The following is a 26,438-nucleotide window of genomic DNA, read 5'->3' on the forward strand; positions in this document are numbered from 1 at the left end:
CCGCTGTGGCAAGCCAGGTAATCCGGTCGCGATAGATTGAGCTTTGCCGGCGCAGGGCTCTGATGATCTTCTGTCGTCCCTCCAGTTGACCGATTCTAATTTCCCCGATAGCTAGGCGACCTCTTCTCAAAAAAGGCGTTCATTCCCTCTTGCTGGTCGGACGTCGTGAATGCGTGCCTGATGGCTTGTCGTTCAAATTCTAGACCGGCATCAAGCGTGGTTTGGTAGGCGGCGAGTACAGCCGCTTTAGCCAGTTCTATGGAACGCGGCGGCTTGTGCGCAATAATTTCGGCAACTTCGAGAGCGCGGCTCTGCGCCTTGCCGTCTGCCGTGACCTCGGCAACAAGCCCAGCTTGATGGGCTGCGCGCGCAGAGATGGATTGTCCGGTCAGGATCATGAGCATCGCGAGTGATTTGCCGGCCACGCGGGTCAATCGCTGGGTTGCTCCGTCTCCCGGCAATATCCCGATATTGATCTCCGGCTGCCCGAAGGCGGCGCCTTCACCGGCGATCACGATGTCGGCCAGCAGCGCGAGCTCGTGACCACCGCCAAAGCAAATCCCCTCAACCGCGGCAATAAGTGGCTTGGGGAAATTAGCGATATCCCGCCAGGCAGAACGTCGCGCGGAATTGTCGACGGCTTCGAACCCTCGTTGCCGCATTTCCTTGATATCGGCACCGGCGGAAAAGAACGCATCGCTGCCACGAAGAACGACGCAGCGGACGTCATCATCCAGCGTGGCCTTGCAAAGGGCGGCCGCGAGTTCCGCGATCAGATCATTGCTCAGCGCGTTTCGTTTGGATGCCCTATTCAATGTCAAGAGCACCACATGCGGCAAGGGAGACGTCCAAAGAATGAGGTCAGGCTTGGCGTTCAACGCAGCACCTTTGCAAATTACGGATAAGCGCCATTTACACTGAAATAGCATTCGCGAACAGCCGTCCTGCATGCCAGCCGGGGCTGCGGCCCTTCATCGCGGCCGCCTTGGCAGGCGGTCGGCGGTCCGTGGTGACGCGGTGGACGACCGCATCACCAGGCGATAGGGCAACAGGACGCTCTTGGGGACGGGCCTTCCCGCGATCGCATTGATGAGATAGTCGGCTGCGCCGCGGCCTATTTCAGCGGCGGGAATACTGATCGTCGTAAGCGGCGGATCCATCTGTGCCGACAGTTCCACGTCGTCGAAACCGGTAATCGAAAGCGCCCGCGGCACGCTCAAACCCATCTTGCGGGCTTCCGTAATGGCGCCGATGGCCAGCGTGTCGGTGGTGCAGATCACGGCGGTCGTGTCGGGATGGTCAGTGAGCAGTTGGCGAAGCGCGCTTCGTCCTTGCGCGAGCGAGTGGTCGGCCTTGATGACTTGAGTCGGCTGGAGTCGGATATCGACTTCAGCGAGAGCGCGCTGGATGCCATCGAGTCGCGCGCGCGAACGGTCATTTGACGGCCGAATGTTGGCAATTGCACCGAAACGAACGTGTCCCAGGCCGAGAAGAAATTCGGTCATCTCGCGAGTGGCGCGTTCGTTGTCGATGCCAATGGCAGGAATGCCGCCGCCCGCCTTCGAGACATAAGTCGTAATGACGGGCACGCCAGTTTGCTCTACCAGAGCTCGTAACTCCCGACCGTGCGAGCCTCCCACTAGCACAATGCCGTCTATGCCGCGCTCGATGAGGCTCTGCATCTCCTGCAACTCGCGGCGTTGATCATACTGCGAATTGGCGATGAATAACGTGTAGCCGCTTTCGCTTAGTCGGTTCTGCAGGGCCTCCACGCCTTCGGCAAAGATGCCAAGGCCTAGCGTCGGAACAATCGCGCCGATCGTCCGCATGCGTCCCGATTTCAGCGCCCGGGCCGCGCTGTCCGGCGTATAGGATAGATCGGTGATGTATCGCATCACTTTATCGCGCAGTTCGGGCCTGACAATTTCTGGATGATTTAGAACCCGCGACACCGTCGCCGGCGACACGTTCGCCTTTCTCGCGACGTCCTCGATCTTCACCCTTGGCTGCGACCGGCCTTTGGGATCAGCGATCGATTTCTTGTCCATCTGATCTGCTCGGATTGTCCCATAACGGGCTGTTAACATCCGTTCGAGTTAAACCACCTGAAGCGTTGCTATCTCAAGCGCAGTGTGCACGAGATCGGTGCTTTTTCATTGAACAGTATGCGCGCGCCCAAGCCACAGCAAGCAGAGCGCGCCGGCGGCCATGCTCCGACCGTGCGGCGCTTAACGCCCTTGACTCCGCTGGTCGGGGTGACTAGAAATCATGAAAACGATTTCAGAGAGGCGGGAGTTCAGCGACATCTCCGCGAGATCGTCAGAGAGAGCCAAGCAAGAACGTATGGTCGATCTTCTCAAGGGCGTTCGGGTCCTCAGCTTCAACCACTTCCTGATGGGCCCGATGGGCGTGCAATTTCTCGCCGATCTCGGCGCGGACGTGATCGCTGTGGAGCCGCCGGACGGCGCCTTCCAGCGGAAATGGGGCGGGGCGGACAAGCAGGTAGATGGCCAATCCATGCTGCTTCTGACCGGCAATCGCAACAAGCGTAGTCTGACGCTCGATCTCAAGAAGCCGGACGCGGTTGCCGTTGCGAAAAAGCTGATCGCAACATCGGACGTCATCACCGAGAATTTCCGGCCTGGCGTGCTCAACAAGCTTGGGCTTGGCTATGAGGACGCCAGGAACATCAAGCCCGATATCATCTATGCCGCTGCGTCCGGATATGGCGCGGACGGGCCGTACGTCAATCGACCTGGCCAGGACCTCTTGGTTCAAGCGTTGGCGGGCCTTGCTACCATCACCGGAAGCCGCGAACACGGCCCGCGCGCTGTGGGTGTTTCGGCAGTTGATCATCACGGCGCCGTTCTCTTTGCGGCTGGCATCCTGGCCGCATTGGTGAGGAAAGCGCGCACTGGGCAGGGGTGTCGGGTCGATGTCAGCCTGCTGTCAGCAGCCCTCGACCTGCAGATGGAGTCCTTCACGTGCTATCTCAACGGGCAGAGACCGGACGATGTCCGCCAGCCGGGGCCGATCGCAGGATGGTATTATGACGCACCTTACGGCATCTATGCCACCCGTGACGGACACATCGCGATTTCGCTCGGATCGCTCGACGTGCTGGCGGATGTGCTTTCGCTTCCCGCCGATCAGCGCGTTCCCGACACGGAAGCTTATCGGCGGCGCGACCAGGCATCGGCAGCTATTGCGGCCAACATCGCCGAACGCACGACATCGGAGTGCCTTGCGCTGCTTGAGGCTGGCGGAATCTGGCACGCCCGCATCAATGACTATTGCGACGTCGTCGTCGACCCGCAGGTCGTTCACAATAAAAGCTTCCAGGTCGTGAAAGGGGCGACAGGGGCGCCGATTACCCTCGTCAGCCATCCCGTGTGTTACGACGGCGAGGTGCCGGAAGTACGTTTGCCGCCGCAGAAGCTCGGGGCGCAGACAGAAGAAATCCTAAAGGAGCTCGGCTACGACGCTCGGCAATTGAAGGATCTCTACGACAGAGGCGCCGTCGGCTCTCTGACATCTCTTTACTCAAAAGGGCTTTAGCGAAGGCAGCGTTTGAGGGCGCGCAGCCCTTGGGTCTCCTCTATGCCGACGTCGCGCTCGTCCATCGTCAGCAGGAAACGCGCTGGATGCAGCAGTTGATCGTGGGCGCCGGCTGGTAGCTGTCGCATGTGCCGGCTGGCATGGTGGCGTTCTGGGACCTCCAGGATCTGGCGATCCCAATACGCAGACCGATACGGTGGGCACCGCAATCGTCTGCTCGGCCTTGCTTAAAGTTAGGACTTCATCGTCGCCTCCGAGACGGCGCGGTTCGGCTTTCCGGAGATTACCGTCAATATCATGCCGGGCATCGTCCAGCTCGCGCATCAGCGCCGGCGTGAACGCGTTCAGCTTGTCGGGGCGATTGATGATGAGCAGGGGCGTGCCTTTGCTGACATGTGTTCCATAACGGCGGACAGAAAGCCGACCGACAGTGTTTCCTGCACGATCCGCTTTTTTGAAACGCGTGGTACTTGGCATATTCCTCGTTGAGGTGGACGCCATACAAATCGCCACGATGCCGGGCGAATGCATATACATCATATTCTGTCACGGTCTTTGCGACGTTGGTCGGTATCGCCGATCGCAGTCATGTCAGGTCGCTTGGCCATGATGTTGGATTTGATCTTTCAAGCTGCCGGACATCCGCTAACCCCTTGAAGCAGGCTTTGCTGCCGCGGACGTGTGGGCATACTCTTCCAAATGGTGGAAGGACGCGCTGCCAGCGTTAGCACACAGTGCGAATATTTGGACTTTTCGGCGATCGCGCGCAGGGCGCTCGCAGAAGCGCGCGCACTTGTCACCGCAAAGCAATTTGTGCGTCGCAGCGAATGGATCGCACTATCCAGATGCCGATGTAACGCAAGAAAGTACAAGAAATTCGGAAAGGCGTCCTAACGCGTTGCGCTCTGTTCGCCAATACTTTCGCCGCTCATCGACGTCAGTTCTACGGCAAGGGCGCCGTCGGCTCTGAGTCTCTCAACTGAACAAGAACAAGCTTCTCCAGAAGCACGCTTTTTCTAAGAGGAGGAAACCATGGGAATGGAAAATAAGCTCGCGCGCGCGCTTCTTATCGGTGGCGCCTTCGGTGCCGTTTGCTCTTCGACGGCGGCGCAAGCGGAAACAGCGCTGAGCATCTGTTACATCAATCATCCGGTGCAAGTCGCAAACGTCGCGATCCTGCAGAAATGGGCAATCAAGCAAGGCGTCAAGCTGACTAAGACGGTAACGTCCTACACCGTCTATTTGCCGAAGATCACCCAGATGCTGACCTCCGGGACGAACGACCAATGCGACATCATCTGGAACAATGATGACTGGGGACAGGATCTCGCCCACTATCTTGAACGGCTTGATGACGTTCCGAATGCCCGCAAGGTCGAGGTGGGGCAGCTTGAGCCATTCCATACTGCCGACGGAAAGACGACGGCGGTGTCGATGACGACCACGGCCGGCATTCTGTTCTATCGCACCGACCTCATTCCCGAGGCGGAACTGCCCAAGACATGGGACGATCTCGTCAAGATCAGTCAGACCCTGCAGTCCGAAAAGAAGGTGAAGTGGGGTTATGTCGGCGGCATGAGTTACACCAACACCTTCTTCAGCTTTTGGTGGACGCTCTGGAACAACAATTGCGACATCTATGCACCCGCGTATGAGCGCGACAACAAGAAGCTTGCAGCCGACGGTTGGAAGCCGATGATTTACTCTCCGTGCCAGGTGCAGACTGCGGAGTTTTGGTGGGATGCTCTCAATGGCAAGAAAATAAGCCCGCTTGGCATGACGACCTATTCGCGCGATGAGGCGAATGCGATCTTCCAGGCTGGTGATGCCGCATTTACGGTGGCCGACACCACGTTCCTCGGCACCTTCAATAACCCCGAGAGGTCATCGGTCGCAGGAAAGGTCGGCATTGCGCCGTTTCCGGTCGGCCCGATGAGCGACGGCGTCCGCACCTGGATCGACGTCTGGGGCTGGTCAATCCCAAAAACCCTTCCAAGTGATCGCAAGACTGCGGCCAAAAAGCTGCTTGGCGCGATGCTTGGCGATTCCGACGGTCAGATCGAGCAGTGGAAGCAGACCGGGGCCCCGCCGCCAAACACCGACGTCTGGCCCACGCTCGAAAAGAACGACCTGACCTGGCGCAGGCTCCGCATGATCCTTTTCAAGCCTGATCATGTCCATGCTGCCTACTATTTCCGCAACTGGGCGACCGTGCACAAGGTCTATTCGGACACGCTGATCCGCGCAATGAAGGGCAAGCGTGAGGACATTGCTGCTACCCTTAAGGCTAGTTCCGATGCCATTCGTGCCGGCGCTGTGGCTAACGACTGATGATTGTTCGTTCCACGAAATTAGGACTCGATGAGAAAGAGCGCTTCATGCTCTTTCTCATTGCGCCGGCTGCGATCGTTCTCGCTTGCTTCGAGATCATTCCGATCTTGATCGGAATGAATGCGAGCTTCCGCGACTGGTCGCTTGTCAACCCGCAAAGGACCTGGGTCGGACTGAAGCAGTACGTCGCCGTCTTCACCGACCCTGTCTTCTTGAAGATCGTTCTGCCCAATACGTTTCTCCTGATGACCGCATCGGTTGGCCTGTCGCTTGCATTCGGCCTCGCTCTGGCATCATTGCTCAACCGTCCGTTCTTTGGCAGGGCAGTTGTGCGGACCATCATCTTGCTGCCGCTGACGATCGCGCCTGTTATCACCGCGACTATGATAAGGTGGTCTTTCAATGATCAGTTCGGCGTAATTACTAACTTCCTCTCGTATCTCGGTCTTGCCGATATCGGCTGGCTATCCGACCGCTGGCCGAGCTTTGCGCTCGTCATCATGACTGACATCTGGATCTGGACACCGTGGTTCACCATCATCCTGCTAGCCGCATTGCAGGGCCTGCCGCCCGAACCGTTCGAGGCCGCGCGGATCGATGCCGCAACGCCATGGTGTATCTTCAGGCGCATCACGATGCCAATGCTGCGTCCGGTGATCATCGTTTGTGTCCTGATCCGCGCAATTGACGCGTTTCGCACTTTCGACCAGGTCTGGATCCTGACCGGCGGCGGGCCTGCTCGATCAACGGAAGTATTCAGCGTCTACACCTATGTTCTGGCTTTCGTTGATCTGGACATCGGACGTGGCGCGGCCGCCGCCGGGGTCGGCGCGATCATCATGCTATTTGTTGGCGGCGTCCTCTATAAGCTCGTCAACCGAAGCGTGGAAGTATCGCGATGATTGCGCTCGCTCTTGATGGTCTGCGGCGTGCTATCTTTGCGATCAGCATCGTTGCTATATTCGTTCTGTTCGTCGGTCCCATTATGATCTTGGGCGTGACGTCGGTCCGTCCCGCGTCTGGCGCATTCTACATCTGGCGCGGCACCAATTTCACGCTCAACAACTTCGTCGAGGTGCTGCATCAGTCCCAGGTGCTGGAAGCGATGTGGAACAGCTTCGTGCTTTCAACATTGGCGACCATCCTCTCGCTCGGCATCACGGTCGGAAGCGGTTATATGCTGTCGCGCTTCGGCGGCTGGATCCAGCGCAGCTGGTTTGCGACCATCTACGTCTTCCGTACCGTTCCCTACATTTCCTGGGTGCTGCCGCTTTATCTGGTCAATACCCGCCTTGGGATTTACGACAGCTATCTCGGTCTGTTACTGCCGCACATCGCGGTGCACGTCTGCTTCTTCTCATGGCTGATGAAGGGCTTTTTCGACGGCGTCAACCCGTCGATGGAGTATGCGGCCCTGATCGACGGCTGCACGCGATGGGGTGCGTTCTGTCGAGTCGCGCTTCCCGCCGCTATGCCTGGGATAGCCGCGCTGGCGATCCTTTGCTGGCTCTCGACGTGGAATGAGTTTTTGTTCGCCCTGATCCTCTCTGGCAAACGCACGCCCCTAATTACGTCAACTATGGCGCAATTCGTCACCGAGACCGGAACGGAATGGAATTTGATGAGCGCGACGGCCGTGCTTGCGATGCTGCCGGCGCTGCTGGTGACCATCTTCGGTCAGAAATACGTCATTCGCGGGCTACGCATGTAGCCGGCGCGACTCAGAGGAAGGTTATGGCACAGATCGTTCTACATGATGTCGTAAAGAAGTACGGCACCTTTCAGGTTGTTCACGAGGTCAACCTCAATATCGCAGATGGTGAATTCGTGGTGCTCGTCGGTCCATCCGGATGTGGCAAGTCGACGACGCTTCGCATGATTGCGGGTCTTGAGAGCATCAGCGCGGGGACTCTCCGAATCGGCAACAAAGTCGTCAATGACGTGCCGCCAAAAGATCGGGACATCGCGATGGTGTTTCAGAACTATGCGCTTTATCAGCACATGACGGTGTTCGACAACTTGGCATTCGGGTTGCGAAACAGGAAAGTCCCTGAGATGGAAATCAGGAGCGAGGTCACCCGCGCAACGCAAATGCTTGGTCTGGAGCCTCTCCTCGCTCGCAAGCCGTTTCAACTTTCCGGCGGGCAGCAGCAGCGTGTGGCTCTCGGACGGTGTATCGTAAGGCGGCCACAAGTCTTCCTATTCGACGAGCCGCTCTCGAACCTGGATGCCAAGCTGCGTGCGCAGATGCGGATCGAGATCAAGGCGCTGCGCGAGCGCGTGCCTACCACTTCCGTCTATGTCACCCATGATCAGGTCGAGGCGATGACGCTTGGTGACCGGGTCGTAGTCATGAAGGACGGTTGGATTCAGCAGATCGGCACGCCGCTGGAGGTCTACAATCGGCCGGCCAACCGGTTCGTCGCGAGCTTCATCGGGGCGCCTGCCATGAATTTTATGGAAGTCGAGCTTGTCGAAGAACACGGCGTCGTGTCGGCGCAGGCGAAGGATTTCAAAGTCGAGCTGCCGGATGAACAGGCGGCAGTCCTACGCAAGCATAGCGCCAAAACGGTGACTCTGGGTATCCGGCCCGAGCAGATCCGTCTAGGCATGCCTTCCGGCAATACGGGTTCATCCTTCAGCGGGGTCGTCACCGTCACCGAGCAACTCGGCTCGGAACTGGTGATCGCTCTCAACGTTGCGGACAGCACGATCATGGCGTCGCGCATTTCGCCGGAGACCGGGGTAAGCCCTCATGCCAGGGTGCAGATGTGGGTGGATGGCAAGGCGCTGCAGTTCTTCGATCATGAAAACGGAAAGGCGATAACGTGCGCACCATGCACATTGAGATAGCTAATAGCGGAAGGGCAAGAACAATGACTGAGATGCAGACGAAGGTTGGTGATAGCGTTCGATTCTCAAAGACAGTCGGAGAGTCCGATATCTATCTCTTTGCGGGTCTGACCGGAGATCTTTCGCAAAATCATGTAGACGACGAATTCATGAGCCATTCGATTTACGGCAAGCGCATTGCCCATGGCGCGTTGATGGTCGGATTCATATCCACGGCCTCGACCCGAATGATTGAGGAAAGCCTGAGGAAGGGTGTCGATTCGACGCCCGTGTCGCTTGGCTACGATGGCGTGCGGTTTCTAAAACCCGTCTACATCAACGACACGGTGACAGTGACCTATACCATCAGCAAAATCGACGAGGAGCGCCGCCGCACGCTCGCCAATGTGGACGTCACCAATCAGCGTGGCGAACTCGTCGCCGTAGGCAAGCATCACCTCAAATGGACGCGCAACGCGACGAACAGGCCTGCGTCCTAGGCGGAGAAGGCGATCGCAGATGTATGTAGAGGGAAGAGGCGGTCGGAAAAAAACTGGAGGAAATAGTGAGCACAGCAGGGCCCCGATGGGGAGAGGCGATCGAACGAATGCGCTGCCGAGTCGATCAGACGCTCGAGAGCCTACAATCGGAGTTCCCGCATTGGGCCGAGGCCGCGACGGGAAAATGGACGACGACTGTCGACGGCGACTGGACCGGCGGCGCGTGGCCGGGCATGTTGTGGTGGTTTGCGCGGCGAACAGGAAGCTACAGATATCAGGATGCTGCCGCGCTGTGGAGCGGCCGGCTCAAACCGCGGGCGCACCTGCAAACTGCGTTCAAGGGCTTTGGTTTCTATTACGGCGTTGCACTTGGCGACCTCCTGTGCGCGGACAAGGATGCCGCGGCATTGGCGCTGGATGCTGCCAAATCGCTGAAGAGGCAGTATGACCCGAGGCTGGACCTCATTCCGCTCGGCAGCGACGCGGAGGAGTCGGAGGACGTCGGCAATTCCTTCAGCAGTATCGATTCCTTGCAGGCGGTTCCGCTCCTGTTCTGGGCAGCGGACAAGACAGGGGAAGCGTCATTCGCCGACGTCGCTGCGCGACATACGACGCGGGTGCTGGATATTCACATGCGGCCCGATGGCTCGATTGTGCAGTCGAGCGAGCTCAATCCGGCGAACGGCGAGATCGTCCGACAGTTTACTCACAAGGGCTTTAGCGACAGCAGCGTTTGGGGAAGGGCGCAGGCCTGGGGCCTCGTCTATGCCGCAGTCGCGCTTGCCCATCTTCCTCAGGAAAAGCGTTGGATGGACCAGTTGATCGCGGGCGCCGACTGGTGGTTGTCGCATGTACCTCCCGACCTCGTGGCGTTCTGGGATTTCGACGATCCTGCGATCCCCAGTACGGAGACCGATACGGCGGCTACTGCAATCGCTTGCTCGGCGCTGCTCAAGCTGGGGCGGCTTGCGCCGTCCGCCGATCTCCGCGCGAAATATCAAGACGCAGGCGAGCGCACAGCTAGGGCTCTGATCGACGGCTATCTTACGCCTGTCGCCGCAGGGGAGAACCGTCCGCAGGGCATGCTGGTCGGTGCCTGCTTCAACAAGCGGCGCGACGCCCGCGCGCGGGACTCCGCGACCAATGCTGAGACGATCTTCGGCTCCTATTATCTGCTGGAGTCGCTGATCGTTCTGGATGGTTTGATCGAGGCGGAAAAGATCTAGACAGTCGATCGAACTCACCTCTCCCGATACGTGGGAAGCATGTCATGACAAGAGCAGATTCTCCGGTCTACAGTGGCCTGTTCCCGGTCGCTCCCACCCCGTTCACGGAAAACGGTGACCTCGACCTCGAAGGCCAGAAGCGTGTGCTTGACTGCATGATCGATCAGGGTGTCGATGGCATCTGCATTCTGGCTAATTATTCCGAGCAGTTCCTGTTGTCGGACAAGGAGCGCGACACGCTGGTCGATCTCTGCCCGTCGCATGTCGCCGGCCGCAAGCCGGTAATGGTGACATGCAGCCATTTCAGCACCCGGATCGCGGAGGAGCGGGCGCGCTATGCGACCGAGCGTGGCGCGAGCCTGTTGATGCTGATGCCGCCCTACCATGGCATGGGCCTGCGGGCGGATGAAGCGGGCATATTGCAGCATTTCGATCGTGTTGCCGAGGCTGCGAAGATTCCAATCATGGTTCAGGATGCGCCGCTAAGCGGCGTGACGCTGACGGTGCCGTTTCTGGCGCGTTTAGCGCGTGCGGTGCCGCTCGTCAGCTATTTCAAGATCGAAGTACCTTTTGCCGCGGCAAAACTCCGCTCGCTGATCGAGGCCGGTGGCGAGTCCATCATTGGCCCATTTGACGGGGAGGAGGCGATTACCATGATGGCCGATCTCGATGCCGGCGCCACCGGCACCATGTCGAGCGCGGTGCTTCCGGATCTGCTGCGCGATGTTATCGATAATCAGAAGGCGAGACGTCGCGCAGACGCCGCGGCCGCCTACGCCCGCGTCCTGCCTTTGATCAACTTCGAGAACCGGCAATGCGGTTTGCGTGCCGCCAAGAGTGTGATGGCGGAAGGCAAGGTCATCAAATGCGAGGCGGTGCGCCATCCGCTCGAGCAGATTCATCCGGATACAAGGGCCGGGCTGATCGAGCTTGCGCGGGAAGCAAATCCTCTGGCGTTGCACTGGGGACGCTGACGACGGGACGCGGCTTGCAGTTCCGACGCGAAGGTCGAAGATACCGATGAAATCCTGAGGATTGCACATGATATCGCTGAGCGCTGCATCAGTTCTGCCAGATGACGGCACCGCCGGGACGCTGGTCGGCCGGGTCTGGCTGCCTTCTGCGGGCGGGCCTGCGGTGGTGGCTGTTTGGGAGGACGGCGTCTACGACTTAACCGCGCGGTTTCCGACCATGAGCATGCTGGCCGAGGAGGCTGATCCGGTTCGCGCGATTCGCGAGGTGCCCGTCACCCGGATCTCGGATCTTGATAGCGTCCTAAGGAACACGCCTCCGGATAGCCGCGACTTAGGCAAGCCTTGGCTTCTTCCGCCGATCGATCTCCAGGTGTTGAAGGCCGCCGGCGTGACTTTCGCAGTCTCAATGCTGGAGCGGATGATCGAGGAGCGGGCGCTCGGGAACCCCTCGGCGGCCGCGAAAATTCGCGCTGAGGTGGCCCGCCTGGTCGGCGATGATCTTTCCAAACTCAAGCCTAGCTCACCACAGGCGATGCGATTGAAGGAGGTACTGATCGAACAGCAGGCCTGGAGCCAGTATCTCGAGGTCGGAATCGGGCGTGACGCTGAAGTTTTCACGAAGGCGCCGGTGCTGTCCTCCGTCGGAACGGGAATGGACGCGGGGCTTCATCCCAAATCGACCTGGAATAACCCGGAACCGGAGGTCGTGCTCGCGGTCTCCAGCCGCGGCAAGATTGTCGGCGCTGCACTTGGCAATGACGTCAACTTGCGCGATTTCGAGGGGCGTTCGGCACTGTTGCTGTCGAAGGCCAAGGACAACAATGCATCCTGCGCCATTGGACCGCTGCTGCGGGTGTTCGACCGGACCTTTCGCTCGACGATATCCGCAAGATGGACATTGCAATGACCGTCACCGGCAACGATGGGTTCATTCTCGAGGCGCATTCATCGATGTGCAAGATCAGCAGAGACCCTGAGGATCTAGTTGTGCAGACCCTCGAGCCCGCGCATCAGTGCCCTGACGGTTTCGTGTTGTTTCTTGGTACGATGTTCGCGCCGGTAAAGGACCGCGATATTGCTGGCCAAGGCTTTACCCACAAGCGCGACGATATCGTCACCATCAAATCGCCAGAGCTTGGAACACTCGTCAACCGGATGCGTCCGAGCGACGAATGCGAGCACTGGACTTTCGGCTTGACCGCATTGATGAAAAATTTGGCTGCGCGGAGAAATCTATAATCTGATGCCGCACCGAGAGCGCATAGGCGCTTTCCCACGTTTACTCTGCTACCTCGTCCGATCGCGAACTGCTCATCAGGTTTCCCGAATTTCGATCTCTTAAACATGGTCACAGCCATGCAACTCGACAAAATCGATGCTCGTCTTCTTGACCTCGTGCAGCGGAACAATCGTTTGAGCAGTGAAGAACTCGGCGCGAAGGTCGGTTTGTCTGCATCCGGAGTTCAGCGTCGACTGAAACGCCTACGATCGGAGCGCATCATAGAAGGAGACGTTTCAATCGTCTCCCCAAAAGCGGTCGGACGAAACGTGACCCTGCTGGTTCACATTTCGTTTGAGCGTGATCGGAGCGACATAATCGATCGCTTTAAGCGGGCAATCCGCAAAATGCCTGAGGTGATGAGCGGATTCTACGTTACCGGACAGACCGACTTCGTTCTCCTCGTAACAGCAAATAATATGGAAGAGTACGAGCACTTCACTCGGTGCCTAGTACACGAAAACCCAGACATAAAGCGCTTTGAAAGTAGGTCGTTTTGGACAGAGTCAAAGCCGGCTTCACGTTACCAATGGCTTCTATCGCATGCTGGTGACCAGCGAGGCGTAGGGCGGCCAGCGGTTTGAGGTCTGCTGGAGAACCCGCTCGGCGGCCGAGCTTAGGCCGTGTGGTGTTACGAGAAGCGTGAATTGTGGAACGACGGCTGGCCTCGTCAGCCGAGGCGGGCAGGATTGAACTGACGCTGCGATCCTATTTGATATTGCTTTCGTTGTACTTTTAGGTCCGGCGATCTGCTTTTGTGTTCTTGGGTGGCGCTGTTGCTCCCTAGAGAGCACTTTGGAGCTGTCCGCAAGCCCGCGCCGCCCATAGCCCGTTGGCGAATAATGCTCCCAGCGCAGTGACGGAGTTGACACTCCCACCTCAGTGTTCCTATTTTGTTTCAACATCAATCCATGGGGTCTAATTCGCCACAGCAAGCGACTAGCGTTGCTTGACAGCCTTTATGGTCCGTCGGGAATGGAGCGCCCTTGGTTAGCAGTTTGGTAACGGGGTTCTGCGGTAGTACGTACGATGCTCAGAGGGCTGGTCTGGTGCGGACATCTTCCGCGAAAGAGCTCGAAGGTCTTGTTGATAGCGGGGTTGTAATTGAAACGGCCTCGCCGCTTCTTCATGTACTCTGCGACGAGCCACTGGGCCACACTCTCGGGAGTGACCCTTGTGGGATCAATACCAAGCGATCTCGCCACATCAAGAACATTCACCAGATAGACGCCCACCATAACCTTCTCGCTTTCGTGTTCTAGTGAGACATTTCGTAACTCTTGAAGTGCTTTCGCACCTCCCCTGTACCCACAAAATGAGATAGCAACCGATAATTCCGAAACTGATGTCTAACTTTCCCAGCGACAATAGCCGGATGAATCTGAAGTGCGTTAGCGAGATTGATCACGCCGGTTGGAGTGGGGTGAAACCGCACATCAGTATTCTCCCAAATGGATCTGGGGATGCATGCTTCTTCGGCCCATTGGTCTGCTTCATCTTCTCTAGAATCGCGATTCGCTCCAGCACTATCACGCAAAGTGAGATCATCAACAAAGCCAACGTCTGCTGCATTCTCAAGGTGTCTACCGACGTGGGCCAGCTCATGAAGTAAGCAGAACCAGAAATTATCAATCCGATCATAACGCAGCGTTAGTCCAACAACGGGCGTGCCATCCGCCAACTTTAGAGCGGCTCCATCCAGGTGCGTCTTGGAAAGATGCTCTAAGATGATCAGATGAATGCCGTTCTTTTCAAGAAACTCCTTTGCCAAAAGTGGCCCATTCTCAGACCAGCTCAATTTCGCAACCATCCTAAGGAAATCCGGAGTAACTGTTCCCGGCCTATATTCCTTGGGTAGCTTTTTCTCTGAGGCTAACGCTAGTAGCTGCAAGCACCATGCATTCAGAGCAAACGGATCGGACTTTGCATTTGCGCGTGCATGATCATTCTTTCTGTACATGGCTTCGACAACTAGACTTGTTCGCCCGGCTCGATGCATGAGGTCGCGCATTATTTCCTCAGCATAATGAGTTACCTTCGGGCGCTTCGGGAGCCATTTGAGCTTCATCATTTCGGCGACGGGAAATTTGGCCCAATCGATCTCAGACTCTTCAATGTTTCCAACAGATCTTCCCTTGAGCAGTACATCGCTCGGAATACCTAGATGCTCGTGAAGAGCGCGCGCCATCGTCATAGTAATTTGGCGCTTCCCGGAAAGCACTTCAGAGACTTTCGCGCGACTGCCGATAAACGGCACTAAGTCCCGCGCCGAAAGTCCCGACTGCTCCATACGAAATTCAATAGCAGCGACGGGGCTCGGAAAGCCCATAGGAATATTCTTGGATTCGTACAGCTCAACAAGATCAGCGAGCACATCCAATTCGGTGCCTTCGGGCGTACCGGCGCGCGCTTCCATCAGCTCGGAAATGCGATCTAAAGCCGCTTCATAGTCAGCCTTGGTTCTAATCGGCTTCACATTCATCTCACACCTCCTCCGCATCAATCCCGTCGTACTCCGCATGTGTCCCCACAAAGCGGATATAGACGACCCGATAGGGATAATTGATGCTAACGACTAACCGGAATTCGTTCCCTTTGATGTTGAAGACGACTCTGCTGTTCTTCAGAATGCTGCTATTCCGGTACTGAGTTTTAACGGCCGACGGTTGATCCCAATCGGCTGCTTCGGCTTCGCGATACCAAGCAAGCAGCGGCTCCTCCGCCTCGGGGTATCGGCACCAGAAGTCGCGCAGCGTTCCTTTCGCAATGACACGCATGACAATATAAGCCGTTCCCAAAACGCCCGCAAGCTATTCGCTCCCAAAATGTATGGAAGTGGTAGAAGCGTGTCAATGTCATTTTTCGTTAGTGAAATCAATAAGTTAAGTGAAGGCGAGGGGAATCGGGGCGAAGCGCATTGCTTATACAACCAGTGAGAGGTCCTGTCAGCCAAAGGGGCTGCATCAAGAGCTTGGCGCCGCGGCGGACCGATGCTCCTAGCCCGGACAGGCGCGGTTTCGCTATAGCGACGAAAGAAAGCCTGAGACCATGCCGCAATCATTCTGGTCCGCATCGATGCCGGCAAGAAGATGCGTCGCTACTATAAGCTCGACGTACAGCCGGACCTGTTCGGCTGCTGGTCACTCATTCGGGGAGTGGGGCCGCATCGGCCGACCGGGCCAGGCGCGCATCGACAACTTCCCGACGCGCGGTACACAGCTACAGCGAATTGGTTCAAGCGCGCGTCGCCATGCGCGAGGCAATGAAGAAGGGGCAGCCACGGCATATATGCGCGATTTGCGGCACGCCGGTGCACCTGGTCGCTAACATGTGTAAACGCTTCTTCTTTCGCCATTAGACGGAAGATGGCTCATGTCCGGCGGTGCCGCGGAATTCGTTGAGCGAAGAAGAATTCGCACACGAAAATATCACGGTCTGCGCGAAAGCGAAGCGCACAAGCGGATCAAGCAGCTTATTGAACGCAGCTTACGAGCGGACCCAGCATTCGACAGAGACAATCATTCACGAGAAACGTTGGAATGCGGCAGACGATCCCCAGACGTGGCGAAAGCCCGACGTTCAGGCGACATCGACCCGAGATTCCCGGAAGTCGCGCGTGCCGGGCAGATCAGGTCGGCAACGCCAGTTCACCTCACGCGAGTGTCGGCACCGCCATCAGAGGTCGGAATTGACCGGGCAGCATGACGCGGCACAGCGCCTCGGTGAAGAAGAAGTCGCCGAACATGGTCGCGCTGCGCACACCCTCATTGTGCGGCTTCGAGTAGCAGGAATTCTTCAACAAGCCGCGATGCGACCCCTCTCGCGCGAACTCATTCCGGCACAGCGCTTCCAGCATCGCCAATCCCTGGTCGGTCCACGCTGAAGCTGCGGTGTCATCGGGATGCAGCCGCCCCAGTTCGAGCAACGCGGATGAAATCACGGCCGCTGCTGCCGTGTCCTTAATGTCGGCGTCGGCCTCCGCCGCATCGAAGTCCCACGGCGGGACCTGACGTCCAGCGAGCCGCTTCATATGGTAATTTGCAAGCTGTTCTGCGAGGTCCAGATATCGGCGCTGCCCGGTCTCTCGCGCGGAGTTGACATAGCCGTAGATGGCCCAGCTCTGACCGCGGGTCCAGGCGGATTCACTGCCTGCTCCCTGGAACGTATAGCCGCGCTTCCGCGCGCCGCTCACCACGTCGTACTCCACCGCATGATAGGTGGAATGATCGGGGCGAATGAAAGCCTTTGCCGTCATGTCGGCATGCGCTTCGGCGGCCAGACGATAGCTGCGATCGCCGCTATAATTGGTTGCCCAATACAGCAGCGAGAGATTAGCCATGGTGTCGATCGCTGAACTGCATTGCCCGCGGGGGTCGTCCAGCGGACCCCAGGAGGCGAGATACGCGCCGCTTCGCGTGGTGATAATCCGTGCCCGCAGCTTGTCGGCCGCCCTCATAGCGATTTCCGCATACCAGCGATCGCCAGTGATCACGTGCGCGGGAATAGCGCTGCTGTCAAATATGAAGCCGATATCATGGGTGTTGGGGTCGTCCGCGCGCTGCGCCACTAGCCGCATGCGTTCGCGCGCCCAGATCAGGTATTTCGTCTCATTGGTATGCAGATAACAGGTCAACAACAGGCCCACCCAGAAGCCGCACAGCCAATTGCCGTGGCTCCAAGCTTCGCCGTTATAGCCAGCAGACAGCGAAGCCGGCAGCTTGATCCAGGAGCCGTCCGGTGCCGTGACATGCGGAAATTCGACGCCCAATGTCGGCTCGTCTTCGGCCACTTTGCGGGCCATGACGTCCAGGACCTCGGTGAACAGTCGCCGCTGCGCGGCAGTGAGCTCGATCGAATTGTTGGCGGTGTCCGGCATGCTTCTTTCCGAGAAAACATAGGTTAGGTGAGATCTTCGTGGCGACCGCCCGACGGGTTGGAGGGCAGCCATTTTGGTTTCGGCGATCGGATCAGAGATTTAGCGTGGCGAGGCTTTGGCGGAATTCGATCGGCGATCGGCTGGTGTGCTTCTTGAAACAGCGGCTGAAATAGGCGGGGTCCTCAAAGCCGAGACGATCGGCGATCTCGGCCACGCTGATATCGGAGTGCAGCAGCAGCCGCTTGGCCTCTAACATGATCCGCTCGCGAATGAGCTGGGCCGCAGTTGAGCCAAGGGCTTGGCGAGTGGCTTCGTTGAGCGCGCGCTCGGTTACCTTCAAAAGCCTGGCATATTCCGCCGTCTCGTTGATGGTGCCGAAATTCTTCTCCAGCGCGCTCTTGAAGCGGCGTGACAGGAGCAGACTTCGGGACGACAAGTCGACGATGGCGGAAGGTACGGCTATACGCGACGTCTTCATAAGGAAGATCCGCAAATAGGACCAGATCACATCCTCATGTCCGGTCTTCTCCGCCGTGTATTCTTCGATCATGGCGTCCGTGATCTGGCGGAGGCTCTCGGCCTGCATCTCGTCCAGATAAAGCGCATTGTTGAGATTTTCGAAACTGTAGATCGGAATTTCGGTGAGCGAATGCCGGTTGTGGACTCTGAAAGCGAAGAATTCCGGGCTGAAGCTGATGGTGTGCCCGATCGCGTCTTCCGAGAGCGTGAAATCGTGGATCTGCCCTGGGGCCATGAAGAACAGGCTGTTCGGCCGCACTTCATATTTGACGGAGTCGATGATGTGGCAGCCGGTGCCGCGGGTCACCCAGACGATATGATAGAAGTCGTGCCGATGCGGGTAGGGCAGCGTCGATTTCATCTTCTCCAGCGGTGCAAAATGGATGTTGAGCGACTTGATCTCGGAGCCGTAATCGTAGTGCTCAATCTTCACGACCGGCAGTGAACAACACGGTTGCCGGTGCGCTGGCTGGCCTCGTGAAAAGAAGGAGCGGACTGCCGCCGGTCGTTGGCCCAGTCTCGCCGGAACTGATCCTTCTACGTCATCCATCGGCTCTGAGGACGCCATGGTCGGTGATCGTTGAATTCTGAAAACGATTTCAGTCATTTTATAGCATCGGTCGCGGTAATATGCCAGCCCCGTCCTCTTTAAGGATCCGCCGTCTGGCGAATTTCTGCTGCAGGAACGAAGGCCCTATCGGAAACGCAGATACTTGTAAGCCGAAAGTCCGCTGAGGACTGCCTCGCCCGTCTGTTTGCGGACCATCGTATCCAGGATCAGAATCCGCTTGGTTTCCTTCTTGCCGACGATAGTGACCTTGGCCGTGATCTTGTCGCCGATGAAAACCGGCTTCAGGAACGCAGTTCTTGTCCGACATAGGCGAACCGGGTCCCGTCAGTTCGGTATACGTCCGCGACACCACGGCGGCGGTGAGCAGGCCGTGCACAACCCGCCTGCCGAACGGGGAACGCGAGGCGAACTCGTCATCCATGTGCAGTGGGTTGAGGTCTCCGGAGAGGTAGCCGAATGTGTCCACTTCCGTTTCGGTGAACGTGCGGGTCACCGCATGCATTCGGCCAATCTCGAACTTGCTGAAGCTTGGTAGTCGCCAGGATTCCGGCTTGGTTGCGATGATCACGAGGCGGCCTTATTGGTGATGGCTATTCCGCCGTCAGACAATGCGTCGATTTCGTCCGCTGCATAGCCAAGCTCGGCCAAGATTTCCCTGGTATGTTCGCCTTGCCGCGGCGGCAATCGCCGTAGCGGTGGCGCCTCGCCATCGTAGCGGACCGGATGCGCCAAGAGCCGCACCTCGCCGGCTTGAGGGTGCTCGATCGTCATGATCATCTTGTTATGTGCGACCTGCGGATCGCTTTCGACCTCTTCATAGTCATTCACCGGCGCGTACCAGATGTTGTGGGCATCGAAGATCTCCATCCACTCCGCCGTCTTGCGGGTCTGCACGCGCTCATAGACGATGTGATGGATCTCGTCGCGCCGACGCATCGGATCCTTAGGGTCGTTGAAAGCTGCCAGCTTCGGATAGTCGAGCGCCGCGGCCATCTGCGATATAGGCGTTAGCGAAATCGCGATCCAGCCGTCCGCCGTGCGATAGATCCCGTACGGAGCGGGGTGGAAGCGGCTGCCCAGTGGCGGGTCCGTGCGCGCCCAGAGCCGGCCTTTATTGAGGTAATAGGTAAACGGCTCAATCTGCAGATCGAGGGCTGCATTGAGAAGGTTGCTCTCCACCAGGGCACCGCGTCCGGTGCGCTGACGCGAAAGCAGCGCCGAAACGACGCCGAACGCTGCAAGCACGGCGGCGTGCTGATCGACAATTGCGGAGCCAACCGGGGTAGGCGGCGCGTCGGCCCCGCCCGAGAGCATGGTCATGCCGCTCATCGCCTGCAGCAACATGTCTTGGCCCGGCCGTTTCAAGTAGGGGCCGGACGATCCATAGCCCGAGCAGGAGCAATATACGAGGCGGGGGTTGACGGCCTTCATGTCTTCATAGCCGAAGCCAAGCCGCTCCAGGACACCCGGGCGGTAGTTTTCAACCAGCACGTCGGCTTCGCGCACCATGTGCATCACGATATCCTTCGCCTTTTCATTGCGAAGATCTAGCGAGAGGCTCCGCTGATTGCGATTGCCGAGCAGAAAGAAAATGCTCACGCCTTGCTTGAAGGCATCGAAGCCGGACCAGCCGCGCTCAAATGCGCCTCCAGGAGGCTCGATCTTGATTACGTCCGCCCCGGCGTCAGCCAGCATCTGCACGGCCGCAGGCCCCTGCAGAAAGTGCGTGAAACTCAAAACCTTAATGCCCTTGAGCATGGAAACCTCAGGCTGGACTCAGCAGTTGTTCTCAAACGTCAGCGCACACGCTTTGCTTTCATTGCGCGAGTAGTTCGCGCCAGATGATCGTGCGCTCCATTTCGCATGCGCGTTCCACGATTTTCAGCACCTTGGCATCACCAAAGCCACGCACGATCGCAAACTCGCTCTTGATGTCGTAGATGCCATGGATCTGGAGCGCCTGCGCGCCGCCTCCATCGCTCCTTCGATCGAGAACAGGTTGGTCATGGATGGCTGCTGAAGCTTGCTCCAGAAGATGGTCGGCGGGCACTTGGCAGTTCCGTTGATCGAGCCTGAACAGGACGCGCTGACCCCTTTGCATGTCGCGATAGGCCTCGACGCTATTCATCTCGATAAGGCCGTCGATGTCGTTGCCAGCCACAAAGGCCTTTTGACCCGCCCCCGTGATCATGACGACGCGGGTCGCGCTATCCCACGCAGCATCGTCAAGCATGTGGTCCAGCTCGTGCATCAACGCCGGCGTGAACGCGTTCATCTTGTCGGAACGATTGATGGTGAGCACGCGCACGGCGCCAAGCTGCTCCGCCACCACCAGGTTGTCGCCGTCAGCTGTTTGCATCAAAGGACCTTCAGGTAGTTGCTGCCCGACGCCCCGATCGTGCCGCTCTCTGGTTGTGACCTCGTAATAAAATGCAGGCGTTGCGCTCCTCGTCCTTCTCAGCAACACCAGCTTTGCGGCGAAGGCATAGTCAGATATCTGGTCATCCAAATGGTAGAAGCCGTTCAGTGCCCGCGTTAGGACAGTTCGCGCGAATGCTTGTACTTTTCGGCAACCGTCCGCTGTGCGTTCACAACAGAGCACTGCTTGCTGCGGAAAGAATTGTGCGTTGCAGCGAACCGAGGCCGGTGCATATAGAGATGCTGTTGTCCGCGAGAAAGCAGAAGAAATCGGAAAAGCGTCCTACCACGTGGCTCTGGTGGCGCTGATTGCGCGCTTCAGAAGGTGTGACGAGGTTGTCTCCGAGGCCAATCGTCTTCCTAATGGACTCACCTGCCTATACCCGATCGACAACGTGGCTGCGAACGGGAGAACATCGAAAGGGCATGGATCACCCGTTGCACTTACTGAGGTGCCATTCGGCGAAATCAGGGATTCCGGCTATGGCGCCGGAAGGCCGGAGGCGATCGAGGGATAGGATATCCCAACACCAAGTTCGTAACCTGGGTCTGCGTATAGCTTGGAACTGGGTTTTCTTGAGTAATAAACTCAGCGCGAAGCTCAAAGCTGATTCGCCCTGAGCCGCTCGTGCTGCAACGTTCATCAAAGAAAGAGACGTTGGCTCGGCCTCGACAAGTGCATGAGCGGACTGCTGAGGCAGTCGTCCGTGAAGAATGTCCAACGCACTGATGTGGAATCGAGAACGACGGCGATTGACTGAACGATTTTGCCGGAAAATGAGGGTTTGCGAGAGGGATTCGTTGCAAATTCGATGCGTGATTCTGTGGTCGTAAGATGCTTCGTGGAGGGGGAGTTCGCGTTTCAGATGAGATATTTTCGTGTCTCGTGTTTCTTTTACGGAAGGCAGAGATACTCACAGCTGCTTTCGGTGCGAACGGATTGGATCACATTGGCAAAGGTCCCTCAGGTCTCGCGGTATGGGGGGTGACGATAAGTACGGCGTCAGCTTTTCTAATTCGGTAGATGACGCTGATCGCACTCAAGGCACCCGCTGTTCGAACATAGGCGAGAGTTGCCATTCCTACTCCCGAGCCGCAGGCAACGCCCTGCAAAGCAGCTTGGACGGCCAACCTCGTGCCGAATAACAGCGATCACGAAAGTAGTGGTGGCTAGCTACGGTTGCGACACCTTGCATGGGAGCGAACATTGCAGGAGGGCTGGTTGCCCTGAATGAAAAATCAGCCATTGTGAGATAAGCCCAACACCTCACTGTGGTGCGATTGGAGCCCCTCTCGAAAGGATTGCAGAAATTCCTGTACTTTGACAGGCTGGCCGAGCTGTGCACTTTCAATGGCGGAGAACACCATCGCCACAGACTGTAGGTTGTCCTCGACGTTGGTAGCCATCGCCGGGCCGCCGTCAAGCCAATGGCAGAATTGCTCAATCAACAGTGAATTGTGCCACTTCTTCCCAGCGAGCGGCGACACATGCTGCCCTTTCCCTTGCTGGCTCTTTTGATACATCCGCTTCGGGTCTCGATGGAACACCTCGACCTCGCGATGATCGAGGATAGCCGTCCCGGATGCCGTTTCGACTCGAAAATATTCGCACGTCCAGTCGTTGAGCCCCGTCGATTGTGCTGAGGACCCTTCGTATACTCCATGCGCGCCGTTGGCGAAGTCCATCAACACTATGACGTCTGTGTCGCCGTTGTATTCCGCCCATTCCGGCTTCCAACAACGGGCAAAAATTGACGTGCAGGGTGCCCCCGCCAGATCGGCCATGATATCGAGGTGATGCACTGCGCCCTCGATTAGCATGGGATGAGCCATTTCGTGGCGAAAACGTCTCCACGAATCATAAACGCGGTAATCGCCAGCGAACCGACACGATACCGTATTGACCCGGCCGAGAGCGTCCGCACTGATGAGTTCTCTCAGTGTCGATTTATCCTGATCAAACCGGTGGCTCATGGTTACTCCCATCTTGCGACCAGCAGCTTTCACTTTGTCAGCGATCCGGACAGAAGCTTCCATTGTCTCGGCAATCGGTTTCTCTGACAGAATATGCATTCCTCGAGCAAGGGCTAGATCGACGATGAACTCGTGCAGAGCGGGCGGGATCACGATAGTACAGAAATCGGCTTTTACCGCCCGGAAACCTTCTTGTGCCGAGGTGAAGCACTGCTCCGTCTTCAAACTGAGGTGCCTCCGGCCCTTTTCCATGGCTTCGGTGTCGATGTCCACCAGGCCGACCACCTCGATCGTCCCGTCTGTCACGTACGGCGGCAGGAACGTATCGCACCAGCGCTCTCCGAAGCCGCCGGCTCCAATATGCAGGACCTTATAGGTCATGAATGTTTCCTTCAAATGGGTGGGACTTGAACCGAGTCACCCCCCCTCCGCGCGAATGTCAGCCGGACCGTGCTTGTGCTCCCAGAGGTGCCCAAATCGCTTCTTGCCTTCGAGTGTTGTCTCGAAATAGGCGGCCGTTATGTCGGCCCGAACCTGAGGGAGATCGTGATGGTGACCCATGCCAATGGCGACGCAATCACCCGCCTCGACTTCGAAGCTGCGCGATCCGACCAGGACGGTGCCAGCCCCCTCCATGATGACCCAGTATTCGTCACAGTCGTGATAGTGAGAGTCGAAATTGGTCGACTTGGGATAGCTAACTGGGTCTCCCTTTGCCCAAGCTGGAGTGCTCGGACCAAACTTGAAAATGCCGCATCCGCCCAACTCAGTGCCCCATCTACCGGAAAAGATGAGGACTTGCGCCGTGAGATCGCCGGCATCCGCAGCAAAAGGACCGTTGGCCTCATCGACGTCACAGAACTGACCTTCACAGAGCACTTGCGCCCCCTCTCGGCTCGTCAACCGGCAAGATCCGCGTGTGACGAGTAGACGCTGTTTTTTGGCATTGATCCCTATCGGGCGAAGCTGCCCAGTGAGTTCGACAAACTCGAAACCCGTGAGTTCGCACCAATCCGACGACCGTTCTCCGCTTCTGAAAACCGACATAGTGTTCCTCTCCATTCTGCAGTCAGGCTGTTTGGCAGCGGATCGTCTTCAAGGCGACCGCTTGGGACTCAATTGCTTCCTCGGTAGGCACCCGATCCAAGCTGCTTGTTCCGTAGATTCCATGGCCGCCGGGGCTGGCACCGAGAATGAAGCGAGCATCTTCCGGGTTGGCATTTGGACCAGCCTGATAAGGGATGATGATATCGTCGCGAGTCTCTCGCCGCCGCCTCGATACACCAGTTTGATAAGATCGTCGCAGTGATCCAGGGACTTGGCCAAGCGAGCACCACATCGCAGCGACCCGTCGTCAGGCCATATGACACACGAGGATATCTGCCCCAGCCTTCTTCTGGACTGAAGACGTAGAGGGTAGTCAACGCCTCGAGCTCGGTGGCCTCGACGATCATATCGCTCCCCTGCGCATAGCTCATTTCGGTCGCGTCGAGGTTCTGGCGGGCAAAAGTTCATCGATCAGACGACCGGTCGGTAAGTTCTGCACGCCAGAGAAACCGATCTCCTTATTTCCTTAGTTATCCCCTAAGATGCTTGAAATGACGACGAACGGACCCGTGTTGTTGGGTCTGGTAGAACCGGCATGTGCTTACTTTGGGCAAGATACTCGCCCGCTTATGTGCATGACGATCTAATCGGCATTTCCGGGCAAGCGCCACGGCCGCCCATGCGATAGCTCGCTTCTTGTCCGATCCAGCAAGGTGACAATGTCCTTACGTTGGCAAAGTGGTTATCGCTTAGCATAGGCTCCTTCTTGCTAGCCTCATAGAGGAGGTCCGTTCCATGGATACCAGCCTCGAGTAGCTTCTAACTGTCCTGAGCCCCGCATTCTCCTCCAAGAATCGGTAGGGCCATCACCTCCGTGAGATGAGGTCGGCAAACTGGAGCGTTTTTGGTGAGTGTTGCGCTGCCGAATCCCCTCGGCTGGGAGAAGTCGGGAGACGATGAAGGCCTCAAAATTTTCGGACGCTAAAAAGGAGTCCATTCGAAGCAGGGTAATGACGGGTCACGGTTGCGTACGTCCGCCGGTGATCCGTCGTGAATACACGCAGGCAGACGTAAGGAACTGCGAGCGCACTCGAAGGCGAAGACGCCCGCTGCCAAAATCGCGCAGCTTACAAAGCGAACAATCGTATCGTTGCGGAGATAAAATCAGGATTCCCTATCGTTCATGGACGCTGGCCCGCGCCGCACAGTAGGGCAGGCCGGCAAGGCCGAGCCTGCAAGCCTTATTTCGTAATTCTTCCCACAACTGCTGGGAGCAGGATGCGACCTGGCGTTTCGCGAAACGCCGAACGGAATTGCGGATCATCAGGTGCTGATCGTTCAGCGAATGGGGCATGCTCATGGGATCACTTGGATTTCTCGGAAGTCGAACTGTCGGTGAGCGCTTTTTTGGGCTTGCGGCGCGCGGCAAAGGCGCGCAAACCCTCGCGGGCGGCAGTGGTGTCGAAGTTGACGGCGTAGTTCGCGGCCTCCAGATCCAGTCCCGCATTCAGCGGGATTTCGGCGGCGCGGTTGACAGTGCGCTTGGCCATTTCCATGGCGAACGAATCGTGTGTTGCGAGCTGTTCGGCAAAGGCCAGCGCCGCCGACTTCAGCTCTGGCGCGGAAGCGAAAACATGAATGAAACCAAACTCCCGGCATTCCGCGGTCGTATAGTGGCGCCCGGTCAACACCATTTGCTTGGCGCGCGCCAACCCCATCTTTCTGACCGCGAGCTGCGTTCCGCCCCAACCCGGGATGGTATTGAGTGTAATCTCCGGAAAGCCAAATCGCGCCGTATCGGACGCGACGATGAAGTCGCACGCCAGCGCGAGCTCGAAGCCGCCGCCCAATGCATAGCCATTCACCATGGCGATAGTCGGCTTTGCGAATTCATATAGCCTGAACAGGACGCGCTGACCCCTTTGCATGTCGCGATAGGCCTCCACGCCATTCATCTCGATAAGGCCGTCGATGTCGTTGCCAGCCACAAAGGCCTTTTGTCCGGCCCCCGTGATTATGACGACGCGGGTCGCGTTATCCCGCGCAGCATCGTCAAGCATGTGGTCCAGCTCGTGCATCAACGCCGGCGTGAACGCGTTCATCTTGTCGGCGCGATTGATGGTGAGCACGCGCACTGCGCCAAGCTGCTCCATCAGCACTACATCGTCAGCTGTTTGCATCAAAGGACCTTTAGGTAGTTATTGCCCGAGGCCACGATAGTGCCGCTCTCTGGTTCGTGACCTCGGAGTAAAGATGCAGGTGTTGCGCTCCTCGTCCTTCTCACGCACCACCAGCTTTGCGGTGATGGTGTCCCCCGAAATAGACCGTGGCAT

General features: G+C 57.7%; 23 protein-coding genes and 2 pseudogenes. 11 read left to right on the plus strand and 14 right to left on the minus strand.

Features of this window, described 5'->3' with window-relative positions; translation table 11 throughout:
• Positions 1-95: 95 nt before the first annotated feature.
• Positions 96-878 carry an enoyl-CoA hydratase-related protein gene (locus IVB22_RS14550; RefSeq protein WP_247518023.1) on the minus strand — a complete coding sequence of 261 codons (783 nt, stop codon included), beginning with the start codon at positions 876-878 and terminating at the stop codon, positions 96-98.
• 93 nt (positions 879-971) lie between these two features.
• Positions 972-2,048 carry a LacI family DNA-binding transcriptional regulator gene (locus tag IVB22_RS14555; protein WP_247518024.1) on the minus strand — a complete coding sequence of 359 codons (1,077 nt, stop codon included), beginning with the start codon at positions 2,046-2,048 and terminating at the stop codon, positions 972-974.
• 295 nt (positions 2,049-2,343) lie between these two features.
• Between IVB22_RS14555 and IVB22_RS14560 the strand changes: the two genes are divergently transcribed.
• Positions 2,344-3,558 carry a CaiB/BaiF CoA-transferase family protein gene (locus IVB22_RS14560; RefSeq protein WP_247518025.1) on the plus strand — a complete coding sequence of 405 codons (1,215 nt, stop codon included), beginning with the start codon at positions 2,344-2,346 and terminating at the stop codon, positions 3,556-3,558.
• On the opposite strand, the gene IVB22_RS41380 is transcribed toward IVB22_RS14560, so the two are convergent.
• Positions 3,555-3,686, minus strand: a complete 132-nt coding sequence (locus tag IVB22_RS41380; protein WP_256467417.1) for a hypothetical protein — start codon at positions 3,684-3,686, stop codon at positions 3,555-3,557. The two genes, IVB22_RS14560 and IVB22_RS41380, sit on opposite strands and share 4 nt — an antisense overlap.
• Before the next feature lie 169 nt (positions 3,687-3,855).
• On the opposite strand from IVB22_RS41380, the gene IVB22_RS14565 reads away from it, so the two are divergent.
• The 10 genes and pseudogenes from IVB22_RS14565 (at position 3,856) to IVB22_RS14610 (ending at position 13,253) form a co-directional block, all read left to right on the plus strand.
• Entirely contained in the window at positions 3,856-4,047 is a 192-nt protein-coding gene (locus IVB22_RS14565) for a hypothetical protein (RefSeq protein WP_247518026.1), read from the plus strand.
• A 543-nt stretch (positions 4,048-4,590) separates the two neighbouring features.
• A complete protein-coding gene (locus IVB22_RS14570; protein ID WP_247518027.1) occupies positions 4,591-5,889 on the plus strand; it encodes an extracellular solute-binding protein in 1,299 nt (432 codons plus the stop codon).
• A 47-nt stretch (positions 5,890-5,936) separates the two neighbouring features.
• Positions 5,937-6,791, plus strand: coding sequence for a carbohydrate ABC transporter permease (locus IVB22_RS14575; protein ID WP_247518028.1), 855 nt, complete (start codon positions 5,937-5,939; stop codon positions 6,789-6,791).
• Positions 6,788-7,600, plus strand: coding sequence for a carbohydrate ABC transporter permease (locus tag IVB22_RS14580; protein WP_247518029.1), 813 nt, complete (start codon positions 6,788-6,790; stop codon positions 7,598-7,600). Before IVB22_RS14575 ends, IVB22_RS14580 begins: the two co-directional genes overlap by 4 nt.
• A 23-nt stretch (positions 7,601-7,623) precedes the next feature.
• A complete protein-coding gene (locus tag IVB22_RS14585) occupies positions 7,624-8,742 on the plus strand; it encodes an ABC transporter ATP-binding protein (RefSeq protein ID WP_247518030.1) in 1,119 nt (372 codons plus the stop codon).
• A gap of 23 nt (positions 8,743-8,765) precedes the next feature.
• Positions 8,766-9,221 carry a MaoC family dehydratase gene (locus tag IVB22_RS14590; RefSeq protein ID WP_247518031.1) on the plus strand — a complete coding sequence of 152 codons (456 nt, stop codon included), beginning with the start codon at positions 8,766-8,768 and terminating at the stop codon, positions 9,219-9,221.
• Positions 9,222-9,328: 107 nt separating this feature from the next.
• Positions 9,329-10,447, plus strand: a complete 1,119-nt coding sequence (locus IVB22_RS14595) for a glycoside hydrolase family 88 protein (protein WP_247518032.1) — start codon at positions 9,329-9,331, stop codon at positions 10,445-10,447.
• Positions 10,448-10,491: 44 nt separating this feature from the next.
• Complete coding sequence (locus IVB22_RS14600; protein ID WP_247518033.1) at positions 10,492-11,421, plus strand: dihydrodipicolinate synthase family protein; 930 nt, start codon at positions 10,492-10,494, stop codon at positions 11,419-11,421.
• Between the two features lie 67 nt (positions 11,422-11,488).
• Positions 11,489-12,660: pseudogene (locus IVB22_RS14605) on the plus strand (fumarylacetoacetate hydrolase family protein).
• 117 nt (positions 12,661-12,777) lie between these two features.
• A pseudogene (locus tag IVB22_RS14610) lies at positions 12,778-13,253 on the plus strand (Lrp/AsnC family transcriptional regulator).
• A gap of 705 nt (positions 13,254-13,958) precedes the next feature.
• On the opposite strand, the gene IVB22_RS41600 reads toward IVB22_RS14610, so the two are convergent.
• The 11 genes from IVB22_RS41600 to IVB22_RS14665 form a co-directional block, all read right to left on the minus strand.
• Positions 13,959-15,182 carry a hypothetical protein gene (locus IVB22_RS41600; protein ID WP_308200401.1) on the minus strand — a complete coding sequence of 408 codons (1,224 nt, stop codon included), beginning with the start codon at positions 15,180-15,182 and terminating at the stop codon, positions 13,959-13,961.
• 1 nt (position 15,183) lies between these two features.
• Positions 15,184-15,477 (minus strand): type II toxin-antitoxin system HigB family toxin, encoded by a 294-nt coding sequence (locus IVB22_RS14620; protein WP_247518034.1) that lies wholly within the window; start codon positions 15,475-15,477, stop codon positions 15,184-15,186.
• An 875-nt stretch (positions 15,478-16,352) separates the two neighbouring features.
• Complete coding sequence (locus IVB22_RS14625) at positions 16,353-17,576, minus strand: glycoside hydrolase family 88 protein (protein ID WP_247518035.1); 1,224 nt, start codon at positions 17,574-17,576, stop codon at positions 16,353-16,355.
• A gap of 91 nt (positions 17,577-17,667) precedes the next feature.
• Entirely contained in the window at positions 17,668-18,528 is an 861-nt protein-coding gene (locus IVB22_RS14630) for a helix-turn-helix domain-containing protein (protein ID WP_247518036.1), read from the minus strand.
• A gap of 175 nt (positions 18,529-18,703) precedes the next feature.
• On the minus strand, positions 18,704-19,234 hold the full coding sequence (locus IVB22_RS14635) for a MaoC/PaaZ C-terminal domain-containing protein (protein ID WP_247518037.1): 531 nt from the start codon (positions 19,232-19,234) through the stop codon (positions 18,704-18,706).
• On the minus strand, positions 19,231-20,424 hold the full coding sequence (locus IVB22_RS14640; RefSeq protein ID WP_256467418.1) for a CaiB/BaiF CoA-transferase family protein: 1,194 nt from the start codon (positions 20,422-20,424) through the stop codon (positions 19,231-19,233). Before IVB22_RS14640 ends, IVB22_RS14635 begins: the two co-directional genes overlap by 4 nt.
• 58 nt (positions 20,425-20,482) lie before the next feature.
• The gene (locus IVB22_RS14645; RefSeq protein ID WP_247518038.1) at positions 20,483-21,175 is read right to left on the minus strand and encodes an enoyl-CoA hydratase/isomerase family protein; all 693 of its coding nucleotides are present in this window, start codon (positions 21,173-21,175) and stop codon (positions 20,483-20,485) included.
• Positions 21,176-22,323: 1,148 nt separating this feature from the next.
• On the minus strand, positions 22,324-23,439 hold the full coding sequence (locus tag IVB22_RS14650; protein ID WP_247518039.1) for a Gfo/Idh/MocA family protein: 1,116 nt from the start codon (positions 23,437-23,439) through the stop codon (positions 22,324-22,326).
• A gap of 36 nt (positions 23,440-23,475) precedes the next feature.
• Positions 23,476-24,105 carry a cupin domain-containing protein gene (locus IVB22_RS14655; protein WP_247518040.1) on the minus strand — a complete coding sequence of 210 codons (630 nt, stop codon included), beginning with the start codon at positions 24,103-24,105 and terminating at the stop codon, positions 23,476-23,478.
• Positions 24,106-24,127: 22 nt separating this feature from the next.
• Positions 24,128-24,397: a phosphoenolpyruvate hydrolase family protein gene (locus IVB22_RS14660; protein WP_247518041.1), complete on the minus strand. Its 270-nt coding sequence runs from the start codon at positions 24,395-24,397 to the stop codon at positions 24,128-24,130.
• A gap of 1,072 nt (positions 24,398-25,469) precedes the next feature.
• Positions 25,470-26,285 (minus strand): enoyl-CoA hydratase/isomerase family protein, encoded by an 816-nt coding sequence (locus IVB22_RS14665; protein WP_247518042.1) that lies wholly within the window; start codon positions 26,283-26,285, stop codon positions 25,470-25,472.
• Positions 26,286-26,438 lie beyond the last annotated feature (153 nt).

The sequence above is a fragment of the Bradyrhizobium sp. 190 genome (assembly GCF_023073415.1).
GTDB lineage: Bacteria > Pseudomonadota > Alphaproteobacteria > Rhizobiales > Xanthobacteraceae > Bradyrhizobium.

Coding starts and splice junctions, on each gene's coding strand:
- IVB22_RS14555 (WP_247518024.1), bottom strand. CDS start 2,048: ATGGACAAGAAATCGATCGCTGATCCCAAAGGCCGGTCGCAGCCAAGG.
- IVB22_RS14560 (WP_247518025.1), top strand. CDS start 2,344: ATGGTCGATCTTCTCAAGGGCGTTCGGGTCCTCAGCTTCAACCACTTC.
- IVB22_RS41380 (WP_256467417.1), bottom strand. CDS start 3,686: ATGCGACAGCTACCAGCCGGCGCCCACGATCAACTGCTGCATCCAGCG.
- IVB22_RS14565 (WP_247518026.1), top strand. CDS start 3,856: ATGCCGGGCATCGTCCAGCTCGCGCATCAGCGCCGGCGTGAACGCGTT.
- IVB22_RS14570 (WP_247518027.1), top strand. CDS start 4,591: ATGGGAATGGAAAATAAGCTCGCGCGCGCGCTTCTTATCGGTGGCGCC.
- IVB22_RS14575 (WP_247518028.1), top strand. CDS start 5,937: ATGCTCTTTCTCATTGCGCCGGCTGCGATCGTTCTCGCTTGCTTCGAG.
- IVB22_RS14580 (WP_247518029.1), top strand. CDS start 6,788: ATGATTGCGCTCGCTCTTGATGGTCTGCGGCGTGCTATCTTTGCGATC.
- IVB22_RS14585 (WP_247518030.1), top strand. CDS start 7,624: ATGGCACAGATCGTTCTACATGATGTCGTAAAGAAGTACGGCACCTTT.
- IVB22_RS14590 (WP_247518031.1), top strand. CDS start 8,766: ATGACTGAGATGCAGACGAAGGTTGGTGATAGCGTTCGATTCTCAAAG.
- IVB22_RS14595 (WP_247518032.1), top strand. CDS start 9,329: ATGCGCTGCCGAGTCGATCAGACGCTCGAGAGCCTACAATCGGAGTTC.
- IVB22_RS14600 (WP_247518033.1), top strand. CDS start 10,492: ATGACAAGAGCAGATTCTCCGGTCTACAGTGGCCTGTTCCCGGTCGCT.
- IVB22_RS41600 (WP_308200401.1), bottom strand. CDS start 15,182: ATGAATGTGAAGCCGATTAGAACCAAGGCTGACTATGAAGCGGCTTTA.
- IVB22_RS14620 (WP_247518034.1), bottom strand. CDS start 15,477: ATGCGTGTCATTGCGAAAGGAACGCTGCGCGACTTCTGGTGCCGATAC.
- IVB22_RS14625 (WP_247518035.1), bottom strand. CDS start 17,576: ATGCCGGACACCGCCAACAATTCGATCGAGCTCACTGCCGCGCAGCGG.
- IVB22_RS14640 (WP_256467418.1), bottom strand. CDS start 20,424: ATGCTCAAGGGCATTAAGGTTTTGAGTTTCACGCACTTTCTGCAGGGG.
- IVB22_RS14650 (WP_247518039.1), bottom strand. CDS start 23,439: ATGACCTATAAGGTCCTGCATATTGGAGCCGGCGGCTTCGGAGAGCGC.
- IVB22_RS14655 (WP_247518040.1), bottom strand. CDS start 24,105: ATGTCGGTTTTCAGAAGCGGAGAACGGTCGTCGGATTGGTGCGAACTC.
- IVB22_RS14660 (WP_247518041.1), bottom strand. CDS start 24,397: ATGTGGTGCTCGCTTGGCCAAGTCCCTGGATCACTGCGACGATCTTAT.
- IVB22_RS14665 (WP_247518042.1), bottom strand. CDS start 26,285: ATGCAAACAGCTGACGATGTAGTGCTGATGGAGCAGCTTGGCGCAGTG.